General features: G+C 54.6%; 10 protein-coding genes and 1 other RNA gene. 4 read left to right on the top strand and 7 right to left on the bottom strand.

Annotation, left to right across the window (positions count from 1 at the left end; translation table 11 throughout):
* The first annotated feature begins 57 nt into the window (after window positions 1-57).
* Window positions 58-1,620: an alkaline phosphatase D family protein gene (locus ACN0VM_RS05665; protein ID WP_417449883.1), complete on the top strand. Its 1,563-nt coding sequence runs from the start codon at window positions 58-60 to the stop codon at window positions 1,618-1,620.
* Here ACN0VM_RS05665 and ACN0VM_RS05660 read toward each other — a convergent pair.
* From ACN0VM_RS05660 to ACN0VM_RS05640, 5 genes are all read right to left on the bottom strand, one after another.
* Complete coding sequence (locus ACN0VM_RS05660; RefSeq protein ID WP_417449882.1) at window positions 1,617-2,492, bottom strand: fructosamine kinase family protein; 876 nt, start codon at window positions 2,490-2,492, stop codon at window positions 1,617-1,619. The two genes, ACN0VM_RS05665 and ACN0VM_RS05660, sit on opposite strands and share 4 nt — an antisense overlap.
* 3 nt (window positions 2,493-2,495) lie before the next feature.
* Complete coding sequence (locus ACN0VM_RS05655; protein ID WP_417449881.1) at window positions 2,496-2,972, bottom strand: low molecular weight protein-tyrosine-phosphatase; 477 nt, start codon at window positions 2,970-2,972, stop codon at window positions 2,496-2,498.
* Window positions 2,973-3,113: 141 nt separating this feature from the next.
* Complete coding sequence (locus tag ACN0VM_RS05650) at window positions 3,114-9,776, bottom strand: VCBS domain-containing protein (RefSeq protein ID WP_417449880.1); 6,663 nt, start codon at window positions 9,774-9,776, stop codon at window positions 3,114-3,116.
* Between the two features lie 368 nt (window positions 9,777-10,144).
* Complete coding sequence (locus ACN0VM_RS05645) at window positions 10,145-11,194, bottom strand: hypothetical protein (RefSeq protein ID WP_417449879.1); 1,050 nt, start codon at window positions 11,192-11,194, stop codon at window positions 10,145-10,147.
* 156 nt (window positions 11,195-11,350) lie between these two features.
* Complete coding sequence (locus ACN0VM_RS05640) at window positions 11,351-13,435, bottom strand: helix-turn-helix domain-containing protein (protein WP_417449878.1); 2,085 nt, start codon at window positions 13,433-13,435, stop codon at window positions 11,351-11,353.
* Window positions 13,436-13,931: 496 nt separating this feature from the next.
* Here ACN0VM_RS05640 and ACN0VM_RS05635 point away from each other — a divergent pair, with 496 nt between their 5' ends.
* Both ACN0VM_RS05635 and ACN0VM_RS05630 read left to right on the top strand, forming a co-directional pair.
* A complete protein-coding gene (locus ACN0VM_RS05635) occupies window positions 13,932-14,270 on the top strand; it encodes a hypothetical protein (protein WP_417449877.1) in 339 nt (112 codons plus the stop codon).
* Between the two features lie 27 nt (window positions 14,271-14,297).
* Window positions 14,298-14,606 carry a 4a-hydroxytetrahydrobiopterin dehydratase gene (locus tag ACN0VM_RS05630; RefSeq protein ID WP_417449876.1) on the top strand — a complete coding sequence of 103 codons (309 nt, stop codon included), beginning with the start codon at window positions 14,298-14,300 and terminating at the stop codon, window positions 14,604-14,606.
* A 19-nt stretch (window positions 14,607-14,625) separates the two neighbouring features.
* Here ACN0VM_RS05630 and ACN0VM_RS05625 read toward each other — a convergent pair whose 3' ends face one another.
* Both ACN0VM_RS05625 and nudC read right to left on the bottom strand, forming a co-directional pair.
* On the bottom strand, window positions 14,626-15,105 hold the full coding sequence (locus tag ACN0VM_RS05625; protein ID WP_417449875.1) for a PAS domain-containing protein: 480 nt from the start codon (window positions 15,103-15,105) through the stop codon (window positions 14,626-14,628).
* Window positions 15,106-15,322: 217 nt separating this feature from the next.
* Window positions 15,323-16,246: an NAD(+) diphosphatase gene (nudC, locus tag ACN0VM_RS05620; RefSeq protein ID WP_417449874.1), complete on the bottom strand. Its 924-nt coding sequence runs from the start codon at window positions 16,244-16,246 to the stop codon at window positions 15,323-15,325.
* A gap of 84 nt (window positions 16,247-16,330) precedes the next feature.
* Between nudC and ffs the strand changes: the two genes are divergently transcribed.
* An RNA gene (gene ffs, locus ACN0VM_RS05615) (signal recognition particle sRNA small type) lies at window positions 16,331-16,431 on the top strand.
* The last annotated feature ends 133 nt before the right edge of the window (window positions 16,432-16,564 follow it).

Genomic DNA, 16,564 nt, shown 5'->3' with positions numbered 1-16,564 from the left:
TCAGGAGGTCGGATGGCGTAGACTATATGCCAGTGACCTGAAGGTGGAGGGGATTTTATGAACCGTTTTTCACGGCGGCAGTTTATGCGTGGCGCCAGCCTTATGGGGCTGGCCGCCTTTTCCGCACCGCTTTTGGCCACGCCCGCGTGGATCAGTGGCAAGCCACGGTTTATCTCTTATCCCTTCACTTTGGGTGTTGCGTCGGGTGATCCGCTGCCAACCGGTTTTGTGATCTGGACCCGACTTGCGCCAGACCCGCTTGATGCTGGTGCTGCGGGCCATGAGCCGATACCAGTTGCCTATCAGGTGGCCGAGGATGAAGGTTTCAGGAAGGTCGTGCAAAAAGGCGCGGCCGTGGCGTATGCGGAAAACGCACACGCTGTGCACGTGGACGTGACCGGCCTCGCGCCTGGGCGACCCTATTACTACCGTTTCCGCGCAGGTGATGAGGTCAGCCCCGTCGGCCGCGCCCGCACGATGCCTGCCTTTATGGCACCGTTGGACCGTTTCCGTTTCGCCTTCTGTTCATGCCAGAATTATACTGAAGGTTATTTCAAGGCCTACCGCGATATGGTGGCGCAGGATGTGGAGCTGATCGTCCATCTGGGAGATTATATCTATGAGAAGTCCTACAGCGCACCGCTGCGCCGCACGCCGGTGGTGGAAGCCAATGACTTGAACAGTTACCGTGCCATGCACGCCGCTTACAAGCTCGACAGCGACCTACAGGCCGCGCATGCACACACAAGCTGGCTGTTCACATGGGATGATCATGAGGTCGCGAATGACTATGCTGCTGATCAGGGGCAGTTTTTCGAAGACAGCAAAGAGTTTCTCAAGCGCCGTGCGGCGGCATACAAGGCCTATTACGAGCATTTGCCGCTGAGGCGCGCTGCAGCGCCGATTGGAGCAGACGCCACGATCTTTGGTCGCACCAGTATCGGCAACCTGATGGAAATCAACATGCTGGATACACGCCAGTACCGCACGGACCAGCCTTGCCAGACACCGGAGGAAGGTGGCTGGCAACTGATTGACGGCAAATGCGCAGACCGCTTTGACCCGAGCCGCACCATTCTGGGCACGGAGCAGGAAAAATGGTTACTAGGCGGCATGGGTCGTGCCGGGGCCAAATGGAACGTGATGGCGCAGGGTATGCTGTTTTCCAAACACGACTATAAACCCGGTGACGGGGAGTTGATCGGTAGCGAATATTGGGACGGTTATACTGTATCCCGCGAGAAGGTGCTGAAGATGTTTGAAGACCGTGCGGTCTCAAACCCGGTGATCATCGGCGGGGATGTGCATGCCAATTACGTCTGTGACGTCAAACGCGACTTTGATAACCCAAAATCTAAAACGGTTGCGTCGGAATTTGTCGCAACCTCCATCACCAGTAGCAACTGGTACTGGCAGCGGAATATGCCGTCCATTCCCGAAAACCCGCATATCAAGCTTTATGAAGGTCGCCACCGTGGCTACACGCTCGTAAACGTGGACCGGGAGCGCTGGACCGCTGACCTGAGAACGGTGGGCGATGTGATGGTGCCTGAACTGAAGGCTGAAACACTCAAACGGTTCGTGATTGAGGACGGCGTGCCAGGACCGCAGGAAGCCTAAACGCCGAACTGATCCAGGATGCTGGCCACCTGCCGGACATACCCCCCGCCAAACAGCCGCACATGTACCAGAAGCGGCCATAGCTGATAGATCGCCTTACGTTCTTCGAAAAAACCGGATTCGATAGGTCGGTGGCAGTGGTAGGTGTCAAAGAACGAGTGCTCAAGCCCACCCATAAGCGCGATGAAGGCAAGGTCCATCTCGCCATGGCCATAGGATATGGCGGGGTCGATAAAACCTGCGGCCATATCGCCATCGATCAATATATTGCCTGCCCACAGGTCGCCGTGAAGCAGGCTCGCAGCCGGCGCTTTCGGTAATATGTCTGGCAACTTGGTCGCCAGGGTTTCAATGCGCGCTAACAGCTCAGCCCCAAACTTGTCCGTGCGGTGACAGCTTGTCGCCATCGCCATCAGGCGGTGTTCGGTAAAGAATGTAACCCAATCACGTGCCGGACGGTTTTGCTGCACCAGTGGGCCGATGTAGGTGTCGGCTTTAAAACCATACGGCGCCGTCTTGTCGCTGGAGAGGTTGCCATGGAGGCTTGCCACGTGCGCGGCTACGCTTTTTGCCGCTTTTTCAGGTTCCCTTATGCCCGCATGAGGGATGTGGCTGATGACAAGGATACCAGCGTTTTGAAAAAGCACCTTGGGCACTGGCAAATCTGAATGCGTGCTGAGGTGCTTGAGCATCATTGCTTCAACCGCAGTGGTGTCCGGCTGGTCACCGCGTGGGCGTTTGGCGACAACTTTGTGCCCGCCAGCCAATGTCAAAAGCGATACATCGGCGATGTCGCCGCCACGCATCGGACGTGAGCCAATAACCGCTGAGCCGAGCGCTTTTTCAAGCTGTTTGGCAAGCAGAGAGGCCACGGCCTAGAACCGTTCGTTCTTGATTTTGATCAGCAAGCCTTCCGATGCGTCCATAGCGGCTAGATAGCAGGTGTCAAACTGGTCGCGGTGACCATAATAGGGGTCTGGCATTTCATCAAGCGGCAGGTCCGGCGCATGTGAGAGAAACAGGCTGATACGCGCCTTAAATTCATCCGGGCAGCGTTCCATCAGGTCGCTGTAGTTGTCATGGTCCATGGCCAGAATATAATCAAACGCTGCGAAATCCCCTTCTGTCACCTTTCGTGAACGTTGGTCCGCGATATTAACGCCTCGTTTTTTCGCGGTGGCAATTGCGCGGTCATCGGGCGCTGACCCTGCATGGTAGCCAATGGTACCAGCGCTATCGATACTGAATTGTTCGGCAAGGTTGGCCTGTTCGGTCGCGCGCCTGAAGGCTCCTTCCGCCATGGGGGACCTGCATATATTGCCCATGCAGACAAACAGCACTTTTACCGCCATAACTGTATTGCTCCGTGTTCAGCATTTTGTGTTCGCCGCTAAAGTGGTACCCGATTGGAGCCAGAATAAAAAGGGTGGCCATTTAAACCTGTTTTTTGAAGCCGCCCGGTGGCCCGCCTACATGTAGGCGGGCAAGTACATCTATATGATGATTTGCGCGCTATTCAGCTCATTGAGCGTTAACCCGGCGAGGAAAGCGCTTTCACCGCCCCCGAAGTCGAGCATAACACCGCTTGTCCCATTCACGCTGGTCTCGCTTGCCCCGCTGAATACGTCATCAAGGCTTTCAAACGCACGGTAGGACAGATCAAGCGTGTCCTCATCTGCGTTAAAGTCGGTAACCACGTCATTACCGCTTACCGTGCCAAAACAGAAGGTGTCTGCCCCCACCCCGCCGGTGAGTTGGTCGTCGCCTGCGCTGGCCCAGAGCGTGTCATCGCCCGCACCGCCATCGACAGTATCCGCGCCGGAGCCGTTGAAGGCCAGATCATCCCCGGCACCGCCAAGCATCAAGTCATCGCCCATGTGGCCAAAAAGGGTATCGTTGCCGTCGAGACCTACCAGCTTGTCATCACCGGAGCTACCGCCTATCAGGTCAGTGCCGCCGGAACCCACCCCCACATCATTGCCTGCGCCAGCCCAGATATTGTTTTGTTCGGTGCCGCTTTCTATTTCCTCGCCGTCATCATAGCGACCGTTATCGTCGATCAGGTCATCATCCCAGCCGCCGCCGAGAATGGTGTCATCCCCTGTGCCGCCACGGATGGTGTCTGCGCCGTCGCTTGAGGTATCGCTGTTTTGTGTGAGGGATTGGCGGGTTGCGCCGTCAGATGCGCCATCGCCCACAATAAAGTCATCGCCGCCACCGGCCCGCACCATGTCGTTGCCAGCGCCGCCAACGATGATGTCCTGTCCGTCGTCGTTGCTGTCCTTCAGGATGGTGTCATCGCCGTCGCCGCCATCAAGTGTGTCATTGCCAGCGCCGCCTGTCAGCGTATCCCGACCATCACCACCCATGACCATATCATTGCTGTCCGTGGGCTTGTTGACAATAGCGTCCGGCAGGTCATTCACGGTAATGTTCAGGAAGGCAGACCTGCCTGTGTTGCCGTCTGACGCGGTCACTTTGATGCTAAGCTCTTGAAGTTCTTCATGGTTGAGCGCAACATCGTCAGCCAGATAGAGCTTGTCACCCACCACTTTGAAACGCGGGTCATCCACAGAGAAGCTAACGCCATCCCCTTCTGGGTCGGTAGCGTTCAGGGTGCCAACAAAAGCGCCATTTGTATTTTCGTCAACACCGGTTGAGATCAGCCAGGGCGAGGATGGTGTATCGTTAGCCCCCACGACTGTCACGGTTATTTCCTGTGTGGAACCGTCCGTGGCTTCATAGGTGATACTGTCTGTCAGGTTGCTGCCTGCGCCCTGCCCCTGAACCGCATTACGGTCAAGTGTATAGGTCCATGTGTCACCAGTGAGTTCAAACTTGCCGTATCCGTTATCGCCCCTTGTGGCGCCCTGGTCAGCGAAGGTGGGGGTGTCGTCTTCATCCAGATCGCTGATCGACAGCGTGCCTGTTGTTATGCCCGACGAGGTTGCCTGCTCAGATACGGAGCCGCTGAACGTGCCGGTGATAACGGCGTCATCAGCTGTGCCGGTAATTGTTATTGTGATTTGTTGTTCCGCGTCGTTTGATGCGGTGTAGGTGATGGTGTCTGAGACAATATCGTCAGCGTCCAGGTCCTGCACTGCGGTTTGGTCCAACCTGTAGATCCAGCCCCCACCCGTTAGCTCAAATGTGCCGTAGGCGTTATCCCCCGCTGTGGCGGCCTGATCCGCAAAGCTGGGGTTGTCTGTCGTGTCCACGTCACTGATCGACAGCGTGCCGGATGCTGTCGTGCCCCTGCCGCCATCACCCTCATCACCCTCAACCACCTCGCCGGTGAAGGTGCCGGATACAACGGCCTCGTCATCAACAGCGGTGATATCCACATTGGCGCTTTCGCTCACTGTGGCATTGCCGTCGTTGACCGCGACGGTCAGTGTTGCGGCGTTATCACCTTCCGCATTTTCCGCCCCGGTATACTGAACGTTGCCTATGGTATCCAGATAGCTGGTGATGTCACCCGCGCTGCCCACAAGGGTGATCGTTTGCGCGTCCGTCAGCGTGGCTGTTACCCCGTCGCCAACACTGGCGCCGTCCGCAGGTGCGGTGAACGTGCCGCCGGTGACCGTGAGGGTCAGTGTTTGCGTGTCGTTCGTATCAACATCAGTGATACTGACGGCGGACAGGTCGAGGCTTCCTTGAGTGTCTTCCGTGAAGATATAGTCGCTTCCAACACCGGTAAGCGTTGGTTCGTCGTTCACGCCTGTTATCAGCATGGATATTTCGCGTTTGGTGCCGTCGGCGGCCTCGACATCAATACCGTCACCAAGGGTGTCGTCGCGGCTCAGGCCCGCCACAATATCGAGGTCATTATTGAGGTCGAAAGTCCAGGCGCCGTTTGCGTCAATCGTCAGGGTGCCAAAATCGCCTTCCAGCGTTTCGGCTGTAAAGCTGTCTGCGCCGTCTACATCACTTACATTCAGCGTGCCTGAATAGGTGTCTGTATCTTCATTCATATAGGCCGAGACATCGCCCGTGAAGACAGCAGCATCGTTTATGCCGCTGATCGTAATGTCGATATCGACATTGTTGCCGTCGTCCGCATAAACCGTGACAGTGTCACCAAGCGTGTCGCCCTCTGTCAGCCCATTGACCGTATCGCTGGTATTATCAAGCGCATAGGTCCAGGTGCCGTTGGCTTCAATGGTAAGCGTGCCATGGTCGCCCTCAATCGTATCGGGAGTGAAGGCAACATCATTGTCGACATCATTGATGCCAAGGTAATTGCTGGTGGTTGGCACGCCTTCAAAAATCGTACCTGTTGTGGTGCCGGTGATAATGGAATCGTCGTTGGCACCGGTTACCGTTATAACCACCGAACTTTGGGTGCCATCGTCTGCTTCAATGGTATAGGTCAGGTCAATCTCGTCACCTTCCTGCATTTGATCAACGACGCTATAATCATTGTTGAGGTCAAAGCTCCAGTCGCCGTTTTCGGCGATTTCAAAGTCGCCATAGGATGAGGTTGAAGTATCTGCGTTGAAGCTGTCTTCTCCGTCCACATCACTGACAGACGCAGTGCCGCCAATACTGTCTGTATTGTCGTCAAGGTTTGCTGCGAGGGTACCGCCGATGACAGCCGCATCATTGACGCCGCGGATAGTGACGTTAACTGATTTTTCGGTCCCGTCCGAAGACTGAATGGTGAAACCGTCGCCCAGCGTGTCGCCAGCACCCAGTTCATTAATCGTGTCATCGCTGTTGCTGTCTGGCGTATAGGTCCAGCTGCCGAAGGCATTGATGGAAAGGCTGCCATAATCACCGTCCTGAACACTTGCCGTGAAATAGATATCACCGTCCGGGTCGCTTGAGATCAAATCGCCGCTTATCGATGTGCTGCCTTCGTTGATGGTGCGGGCATCTGTGCCCGTGATCACAGACGGATCGTTAACCGGTGTGACGGCGACATCGATCGATTGCCCGACCGTGAAGTCGTAGGTCAGGAGGTCGTCCTCTGAAAAAGCGCCGACAACAGCCTCATATACGCTGTCGCCGTCAATATCGCCTAAGGCCACGTTGCTGATATAATAAACGGATACATCATTTAACGGGTTGTCGTCGCCGGTGCGCTCGGTGAAGCTGGCACTATTGGTCGAGCCTGTGTTCTCAAAATAGCTGATATCGCCGCTGTTTTGCCCAAGCACGGCGTCCAGATCGCCATCGTTATCCATGTCAATAAGCTCAATTGACGATGTTGAGCTTAGATCTACGCCGTCGAGCGGGTTACTGCTGCCGCTCACCTCTGTGAAGTTAGCATTGTCGTCGTTGCCGTCGTTCCGGAAGAAGGTGAAAGACCCGTCCCCCTGACCCGCGAAGGCGTCGAGATCTCCATCATTATCCAGGTCACCAAAGGCAAGCGCTGCTTTGCTACCCACGTCGAGAACATTGAGCGGGTTGTCGCTGTCTGTGCGCTCTGTAAAGCTTGGGGTCGCGGCGCTGCCCGTATTCTCAAAGAAGCGGACGGTGCCGTCGTTTATACCTACGAATGCGTCCTTGTCGCCGTCGCCGTCAATATCTGCGAAGGTAGGTGCCGCACGTGTACCAAAATCCACCCCGTTAAACGGATTGTTGGCGCCGGTTTGCTCGGTAAAGTCGCCGCTGCCATCGTTCTCCCAAAACCGAATTCCGGCACCCGCGTTCCCAAACCCGACAAACAGGTCTATGTCGCCGTCATTATCAATATCCACCATCGTAGGCGCGGTATATTGATTGCTATATGTATTGTCATAGAAGGGGTTGTCGCCCGATGCACGTTCTATAACCTGACCGCCGCCAAGCACGGAGTTGCCGTCTTTGTCAGCCACATTCAGAGTCAGGGTGCGGGCTTCAACCGGGCTGTCATCTGTGGCGGAGAAAGTGAGCGCTTCGATAAGCGCGTCAACCACTTCATCGGACGCGTTAGCGTTCAGCGCAATGGAGAAGGTGTCGCCGTCACCGCCCGATGTGGTGCCAACGCTCACGCCCTCATAAGTGACACTGGTGCCCGAAAAACCAACTTCGCCGCTTCCGCTTCCGGTATCCTGCAAAGATACCACGTCACCGGACAAAAGGCCGCTAACGGTGAGCGTGCCGCCGCTTGAATCAATGTCGGTGAAGGTCACATCGCCATCAAGTAGGGTGATTTCGTCCTCATTCACCGTAACGCTGCCAGCAAAGCCAGATAGCGAGCCCGGGTCATCGGCCCCGTTGATCGTGATGGTAATATCCTGGTTGGCGCCGTCTGCTGTCTGGATCGTTATCACATCGGTCAGCGTTTCGCCTTCTGTCAGGCCTTGTACGTCAGCGTGGCTTTCATTCAGGTCGTAGATCCAGTCGCCTTCATACTCTGTGGTGATCCGGCCATAATCACCATCATAGGCGAAGCCCGAGAGGCTTTCGGTCCCGTCCGGGTCGGAAAGGTTCAGCGTGCCGGTAACGGTGCCGGTGTTATCTTCATCGATATTGCCGCTTGTATCGCCGGTAATGACCATGGGGTCATCAACCGCAGTGATATCAATCGTGAGGGTGTCGTCATCATTGCCACCGGCACCGTCAGCTGTCTGGAGGCGGATCGAAGCGGCTCCGTCGCCGTAAGCATTGGCTGTTGGTGTAAAGGTGAGGCTGTCGAGTGCCGCGTTCACCTCCGCCAATGTGCCTGAGAAGGTCACGGCCGCATCGTCGTTGCCGTCACCAACCGAGAAGGAAAGATCGCTGCCATCAAGCGAAACCGTGCCGCCCGTTACAGTAAGCGTTACGGTCTGGTCGTTGTCGTCTTCATCAGCAATGGCAATTGCATCGCCAATAGCGACGTCTTCGTCGTCCTCAATCACCCCGGGGGCGTCTGGCAAGGTAATTACCGGCGCGATATTATCCGGCGTGATCGTTACATTCACCGTGAGTGTATCGGTGTCGATGCCATCTGATACTTGCACCGTAAAGCTGTCCGAACCGCTAACATCAGCGTCAGGCGTATAGGTATAGGTGCCCGGCAGATCCCCGCCGCCAGACGTTGCTGTTGCCGTGCCTGTCAGGGTAACCGAGCCTTTGTTGGGGCCGGAAAGAACAGTCCATGTAAGCGTCTCACCCTCGTTGTCGTCTGTTGCCTCGAGGCCGGTGATCGTTGTCGCACCGTCGTTTTCATCAAGTACGAGGGTAACTGTATCATCTGCATCGTCGAATTCGGGGGCATATTGGTTGAAAACCAGATTATCAAAGCCAGGATTGAATGTGCCCCCGTCCCTCATCGTGACAATCAGATTGCCTGCGTCGGTAAAATATGAGCCTGGGTTAAAGGCTTGAACACCACTAATTTCGCTGAAATTAGCGACTCCGAATGTGATCGATTTCAGGTTTCCTTCAGTTACCTGATACTTCGGATTCCCAGTGGCGACGTTATCAATCTCGATATGCTGAATGCTGTCGATGTTGATATTTTCAGAGAACTCAAACGTCACATTGGTGACAGACTGTCCACCCGGCGTGAAGACAAACACACCGTCAGAGCCGCCTCCGCCGCCAACGCTTGACATAATTACAGTGCCGCCCGTGAAGGTGACCGTCATGGTCACACCGTCTTGCGTCTCTGTATAAACCGTATCGCCGTTTGAAAGGGAACCGCTTGAGAAATCAAACATCGGCAGCGTATGCGGATAAGACGACTGGGCCGTCTCAGTGAACGGTGCGGGCACGCCAATATTCCAGTCTCCGCCAAGGGACGCAGCCCCCACGGGCCGGTCTGTGGCATAAATCTCTGCACCCGTGGCGGCTGCCAATGCGCGAATGAAGCTCTCACCCGGCGGTGTCCACGCAACAGAACAGGCCCAAAGGGCGATACTTGCATCGTCGGGCAACAGTGTCTCGATGGCAGCAAGCATGCCTTCCTGCGTGCGAAGATAAGCTTCATCCACATCCACACCGCCAAGGTGCAGCATGCCCGGCGAGCCGTGGGCAAGAATGTGAACTGTTTCAATGCGAGTGTGGAATACCAGCGCTTGCGCGATCTGGAACAGGGGATTCTGGTAGGTATTGAGATAAACAACTTCAGTGGCGCGCGAAAGCTCGTGTAAAAGGATATCTACCTCTTTCACGTTTGGGTCAATAACCAGCAGATTGCGCGCCGCCTTGCGACCAGTTCCAAATACTGAGTTATAATTGGTCATGGGGTCCCTCCCGCCATTTTTTAATCAACAGCGCTCGGTTCGACATTTTAGTCTCGTTGGGCGCATTCCTGTCTTGTTGCTAAGTTCCCATGAACATTGGCGAAAAATCCTGCCAGAAGCCTTGAATTTTCTGCATTGGCAGAAATGTCGGGGTTAATTGGCAGGATTTTCCGGCCTGTTTTCGGTTTGTTTTTACCGCGAGGTTTCTTGCTGCGGTATACTGCATCCATGGCGGGTATTTTTCGCGCAAGTGAAGCCGTTGCGAATGTCAGCCTAAAAGAAACCGCCGCGGTAATCGGGGTGGTGTCAAAAAGTGCCGGTTTGTGGATTCGGCGTTAAGCCCATGTTGGCATCGAGCCCGGTATCTTTTACATCTGCCCGATATCAAACGTGCTCACTGACCGCTCAAGGTCTGACGGTGTGTAGAGCACGTCACTGCTTACCAGCGCGAGGGCCACATCAACCGCCCTTAGTGGCCGGTCAACTTCAAGGCCATCAAAGGCATCAGCCAGTGTGCGGATAGCGCTCTCAACATCCTCGCTTAACGCAGGCTGGTTCGGTTGCTGCTCGGCTGCGGTATTAATACGTGCGCTTTTGCAGAGCTCGCGGCTTATTTTATAGGTGCCCAGACTGTCTGCCTGATTAAAACAAACTGCCACCATCTCAGAGCAAACAAGGTGTTTTTTTTGTCGCCAGCGGTCAAGCGCGCGGTGGAAAATATCCACAAGGAATAACTTGATAGTTTCCGGCCCAACAAGCTTGAACAGCATATCTGTGGCCTGTGCCCCGAACGCAAGCACCAAGGCGGCACGCAGGTGGTCCAAGACAGTGTCTTCCCCTGCCTTGAACAGGCACCAGATAGCCAGAAGGCCTGCATGATAATAGCCGTATTCAATGTCGCCTGCCTTATAGAGGTCAGAAGCTTTTTTTAGCACTGGCCCCGCAGGCAGCAGTTTGTCGCCGAGGGACACCGCATCCTTATGGAAGCGGTAGACACTGATCGGCCCATCCCAATAGTCCTTGAGGGCTGTCTGCATAATGCCTTTGGGGCCAGCCTCAATCACGACGTTTTCATTATCCGCATCCTGCCCGACAATTGCAGCATGGAAATAGCGGCTATTGTCAAACGCCGTGATGGCAAAATGGATAAGCGGCATCAGGGCCGCAAAATGCGTTTCACGGGTTTCCTTGTCATAGTTCGTCCAGTGTTTCCAGTCCTCAACCGCTTGATGTGCCAGCTTGAGAAGCTTCAGCATCTCGGCAACTTTATTGTCTTCAGGTACATAGTGCAGCAACAGGATATCTCCCGGCTGTATGTCTGTCGTGCTGATAGACGGCTCCATCTTCTCATCCCCTTTCGAGGAAAGCGTCGGTTCGTTGCATTTCTTCAGCGCCGCGATAATGGATGACGGTGACATGGAAAGCCCCTTTGTTGCCGAATATATAGGCTTATCCGTTTACAGGCGTTTGAGGAGAAAATCCTGCCAGCAGCCACGATTTTCCCGCCATGGCAGGAATATCGTTTCATATGGCAGGTTTGTCAGGGTTCATGAGCGGGTTTGGATTGGTTTCCCTTATTGCGGGATGTCGTTCAAAAGCTCTGAGGGGGATTTCCGATACCGGTTTGTGAACAGTTTGGTGAAATAGCTCACATCCCTAAACCCGCATTTATACGCGGCTTCTGACACATTGGCGGCACGTGCGCTCAGGATTTTGTGGCCATACTCCAGCCTGAGGGTGCGGATAAGCGCGGCGGGTGTTTGTGCCGTCAGGTTCACGACCCGGCGGTGCAATTGCCGGGTGCTGACGGCGAGGGCCTCAGCAAGCTCGGTTACCTGAAAATCAAAATCACCAAGGTTTTCTTCGATGGCGGTCCTCAGTTTCTGCTCAAACACCTGATCTTTTGACAGAATTTCCGGGTCGATCTTTTTTGCCGCTTCAATGGTGCGGTATTGGATTTCAGCCTCAAGCAGGTCTGTCTGTTCGTCCACACGTTGGCGCGCGCGGTCAAGCGACTGCAACATGGCATTGAAACCGTGGGCAATATCGCTCACCTCGTCTTCAATACCCACATCCAGCCTATGATCCAGATTACCTTCATCAACCTGCTTTACCCCGGCCCGGATACGGTCAAGCGGTTTGACGATGACATGGCTGAGATAAGGCCGAAGGAAAACCAGTAAAAGCGCAATGATTATAATGAGCATAATGGCGAGCGGATAGAGCTTGTCATGCGTGGCGAGACGGCGCCCGAGCGCCAGATCAAACCACAATGAGCCACCTGTGCTGGCGACGGGCATGTCGGCAAGGCTGAGTGAATTCGGTGGCCAGACGGTGCCGTCCAGTATGCCGATGGCATTGGCACGCCGGAGCGACGCTGTGACAGGGAAAGCGTCATACGCCAGGGTGATCGACCCATCTGGCCGGAGTGCGGCACCAAACGCCAGCGAAGCCTGGCTGCCTGTGTCTTCCTCCGGTAACATCCAGACAATCTGCTGAACATCAGGCGTTGAGGCGACATAGATATTCAGCTTCTCTGCGGACAGGCAGAAAACAGCGATGACTGGCTCGCCGTCCCGACAAAAGAAAACTTCCCAAAGTCCAATATGCCCAGCATCACTATTGTTTGTTGGGGAAATTTGCCCGTCGGGGAAAATATCAAGGCGGCTGTACGACCGCCCAAAGAACGGAAACTCAAACGGGAGCTGAATATTAACCGCCCTTTTTTCCTCATGGGTGAGCCGTACCAGATTCTCAGGTTGTGCAAAACCGGCTGTGCTTGTGGCACGGTAGCCGTCCCCGAGCGGGGTGATCTCGACACCGCCCTGACGCAGCATGGCCATATCCTGTCCTCGCATGGGCGGGCGATCTGCAAAAAAGGCAAGCGTTACAAACACCGATGTCATCAACACCGCAACAGAAAGCACTCCGGTGATACGGGCAGCCAAGTTTGCCCGTTTTTCAATATAAGCCAGAAAGGTGATCACCATGCCTGCAACGATCAGCAGGTTATTGGTGAAGAAAAAGCCATACACAAATTCCATTGGCATGCCAGGGATACGGCCAAAAACAGGCGCGGCAGAACTGAGCAGGCGCAAAAACGTGGTTATCAGGAAGCCGATCATCGCCTTGTTGGCGTCAGATATGGGGGGGGCGGCCGCTGCATAGGTTGCTGGACTCAAGAAGCGCACGCCACTTTTAAACAGCTCGCGGGAAAAAATAACCAGTGGCCAGCAAAACAGCAGGATCGGCAAGACAAGAAGCTGGCCATAGATTGCGGCTGTATAGTCGAGGCTGGTATAAAGGGCATATGAAAACGCAGCGAACCATATGGCAGAGACGCTATAGACAACGGCCCTATATATTTTTAGCTGTTTGGTGCCGCCAAGCCCCGCAACAGCGTAACAAAGCTCCCCGTACAGGAGCGCTGCGGCCAGAATAGTAGGATATTCCAGATAATAAGAGATCCGCACGCTGGGGGTATAGATGCTTTCATCCGCAAGGGAACAAACGCAGAAAGCCAGCGTGGCGACAAGATGCCATAATAACCATTTTCGACGCTTGTCCCGGTGCGAGCTGCGCGCGACCTCAATGATCGCAACCACTAGCAAAAGAGCGACGGACAAAATCAACAGCGTGAAATGGGAAAATAGCATCATGAGTTGTCACCTGTGCTGAGGGCGCGGGGGCGTGGCCAATGGCCTTGACCTGGTGTGGTCTGGTGCAACAATTGGCATAACGGCAGCACATCACTCTCCCCAAAACTTCGGCTGTGGCCCGAAATATCGCCTTAAGCACGATACACCAGTCTTTGATGCAGCCTCACGCTAACGTATGCCACAGCTAAACGTCAACTATTCACGTTCTTATGCGCAGGTTATATCAATTAATTACAAAGGGTTACATTGTGCCTGTGATCGCAAGAAGCGAAAAACAACAGCAGCTACACCTGCGCCACGCGGTCCCACGAATTCCATCACACTTTTCAAGTGAGGCCATACATGGTGAGGGACTGGACTCTATCGTTGAGTGTCAGGGGCGGCGTATAAGTAGACGGTCTGGACCTGCTTTGAGCGAGGCGCTAACTGTCATAATGCATTTCGAGGGTGTGGCCATGGTGAGTCCGCCTGCCAGAAAAAGCGCCGGTGGGCGCGCATGTCGCATAAAACGGGGCAAGACCGCTTAACAATTACCATGTCGTACCGACGGTATGTCACCCACGCTCCGGCCATAATTGTATGGTTCGGTGAAATGCCATTTTACATGGATGAGATTGCACATCGCCTGCACGCCTGTGATTTGTTTATTTCCTTCAGTACCAGCGGCACTGTCTACCCTGCGGCTGGCTTTGTGGCCGAGGTGCGAAATGCCGGAGACGTGCGTATGGTGGACATGAACCTGGAGCCTAGCACAGGGGTCAGCTATTTTGCCGAATGCTGTCATGGACGGGCGGGCGAGCTTGTGCCAAAACTTGTGGATGAGCTATTGGTTTGACACAATTCAAAAGGAGGGATGAACCCCATGAATACAGAAACGACACAACTCTCCGCAGATGAGCGCGACGCAGCATTGGCAGCACTTGAAGGCTGGGTTTATGATGCGGATGCCAAGGCGATTAAAAAGAATTTTCGGTTCAAAGATTTCTCCGAAGCCTGGGGGTTCATGAACCGCGCGGCACTACTGGCGGAGAAAATGGACCACCATCCGGAATGGTTCAATGTTTACAATAAGGTAGACGTGAAAATGACCACGCACGACGCCGACGGCGTTACGGCGCTGGACATCAAGATGGCGTCAGCCATGGATGGCTTTTCCGGTGTACTGAGGTAATCCGCACCATTGCGGCGGCTTACATATGGTACTGGGAGGCTGAACTGTCGGTGTATGGCAGCGCTGTACACCGGCCAAAATGCATGACCAACATGATTTTGTCAGGTGTTTTATGATCTGATGCCAGGGGCAGGTAAAGGATACCTGTTTCCTTTTCCCCGGCTTTGACGATACTACACAATTCAGTCCAGTAGTTGGGTTTTGCCTCTTCCCGTGTTCGGGTGACATGTTCCCAGAAGCTGCTGCCTGGGCCTTTCCCGGGGACGTCTGAGAAGCGGCTGCCCGTATAGTCCCGGTTGAGTTCGTCCGCCACATCCTGCCCGATCAGGCGATACTCATAGTCAATTGGGTCATCCTTGACATCGATAATGATGATCTTCGAGGCATAACGCCCAATATCCTTGAGTTTCATGTCCGCCCGGGAGGGGAGGTCGCCCCTGCGCATGGATAGCTTCGTCCAATGACTGAGCATACGTTGCTGGGGTTCTGACATATTCATAGACACCTCCAATTACCTGTCCGGGTCTTGCATCTAATCCTTACTTTTATGCAAAGGTTAATGAACTGTTAAAGATACCACATCACGCCCCAGTCCCGGAGTCTTTTGAGCGAATTTTATGCAAACTTTACATTTTTGTAGAATGTTCACTCAGGCTATTGAGGTCGAGTTCTTGAGTTTTCCCGTCTAAAGCGGCGTGCGGGCCATGATCTGTGATTTAATTTTCTGCCAACCACGCGTCGATAAGATCGCGGGCGATCGCCATGAAGGGCGGCATGAAAAAATCGGGTGTTTCCCCCCTGAGTGCGCGGCGAACTTCATCCTTTGTCACCCAGCGGGCATCATCGATCTCGGTTTTATCCATGGTGATTTCTTCGCCGTCAACCCAGGCAAAACAGCCGATCATCAGGGTCGAGGGCCATGGCCACGGCTGGCTAGCCTTATATTCTACACGGGTTGCCTTAAGGCCTACTTCCTCCATCAACTCCCGGGCCACGGCTTCCTCGATTGTCTCGCCGGGTTCCATGAAGCCTGCGAGCGCGGAATAAATACCGGGAGGAAGTTGATAACCTCTGCCGACCAAGGCTTTTTCCCCATTTGACCCTTCAGGAAAGGCGAGCATGATGACAACCGGGTCTGTGCGCGGGAAATGACTTGCGTCACAGGCCGGGCATCTGCGCTCGTATCCGGCTTTGACCAGCGCGGACTCTGCGCCGCATTTGGCGCAGAAGCGGTGGCTGTGGTGCCACGAGAGCATGGATTTCGCCTGTGCGATAATGCCAAGGCTCGGGTGTGCGTGCCCCAGCTTGGTTGCGACAGCACGTGCTTCGCGGAACTTGGCGGGCGTGAACATGTCGTCAAATTCCTGTGTGTCCCCGTAAAGACTGGCCGCGTACCGCGGTGCCGCATCATCGAGGCCCAGGAATATGGTGGTGCCAAGCGGCAGGAAACGGCACTTGGAAGGCGTCAGCCACAGGATATCGCCAAATTCGTCGGTCAACACACGGTCGCCTGCGAATAAAACGAATCGGGTATCATCGCGCCTGGCTTGAGTTGTGAGAATATCTTCATGCGCGCGCATCAGGTCCGCACGGTCGAGCGGATTGCCGGAAAATGCTGTTGTTATCTTGGCTAAAGCCACATCAAGCTCCCTATTATCTATGCGCCATAAGCTAGGGCGGACATATTCCCCTTGCAAGTGCGGCGAGAAATCGCCATATACCCCGACGGGAGAGCCGGCGGACATTCCGCTCGCCAATCCGGTCAGGTCCGAAAGGAAGCAGCCGTAACGAGTTTTGAATGGGTCGTGCAGGCCCTCCCACCCTTCCAGTTTTCTGCGCATTTATTGCTCATTTATTGCTCAGTCCGCGAAGCACGGCGACAGCTAACCTTTTTGTGGCGCTGATCTGTTTTTCAGAGGTCGAACCTCTTTCCCCACGGGGCCATTCCTGCTAGTCAT

The sequence above is a fragment of the Kordiimonas sp. genome (assembly GCF_048260245.1).
In the GTDB taxonomy this organism is placed as follows: domain Bacteria; phylum Pseudomonadota; class Alphaproteobacteria; order Sphingomonadales; family Kordiimonadaceae; genus Kordiimonas.
This window is presented reverse-complemented; position numbering and strand designations above follow the sequence as displayed.

What these genes read in the sequence shown, in the direction of transcription:
- ACN0VM_RS05650 (WP_417449880.1), bottom strand. Translation starts at nt 9,776, where the DNA reads ATGACCAATTATAACTCAGTATTTGGAACTGGTCGCAAGGCGGCGCGC.
- ACN0VM_RS05630 (WP_417449876.1), top strand. Translation starts at nt 14,298, where the DNA reads ATGAATACAGAAACGACACAACTCTCCGCAGATGAGCGCGACGCAGCA.
- ACN0VM_RS05635 (WP_417449877.1), top strand. Translation starts at nt 13,932, where the DNA reads ATGTCGCATAAAACGGGGCAAGACCGCTTAACAATTACCATGTCGTAC.
- ACN0VM_RS05665 (WP_417449883.1), top strand. Translation starts at nt 58, where the DNA reads ATGAACCGTTTTTCACGGCGGCAGTTTATGCGTGGCGCCAGCCTTATG.
- ACN0VM_RS05645 (WP_417449879.1), bottom strand. Translation starts at nt 11,194, where the DNA reads ATGTCACCGTCATCCATTATCGCGGCGCTGAAGAAATGCAACGAACCG.
- ACN0VM_RS05655 (WP_417449881.1), bottom strand. Translation starts at nt 2,972, where the DNA reads ATGGCGGTAAAAGTGCTGTTTGTCTGCATGGGCAATATATGCAGGTCC.
- ACN0VM_RS05625 (WP_417449875.1), bottom strand. Translation starts at nt 15,105, where the DNA reads ATGAATATGTCAGAACCCCAGCAACGTATGCTCAGTCATTGGACGAAG.
- ACN0VM_RS05640 (WP_417449878.1), bottom strand. Translation starts at nt 13,435, where the DNA reads ATGATGCTATTTTCCCATTTCACGCTGTTGATTTTGTCCGTCGCTCTT.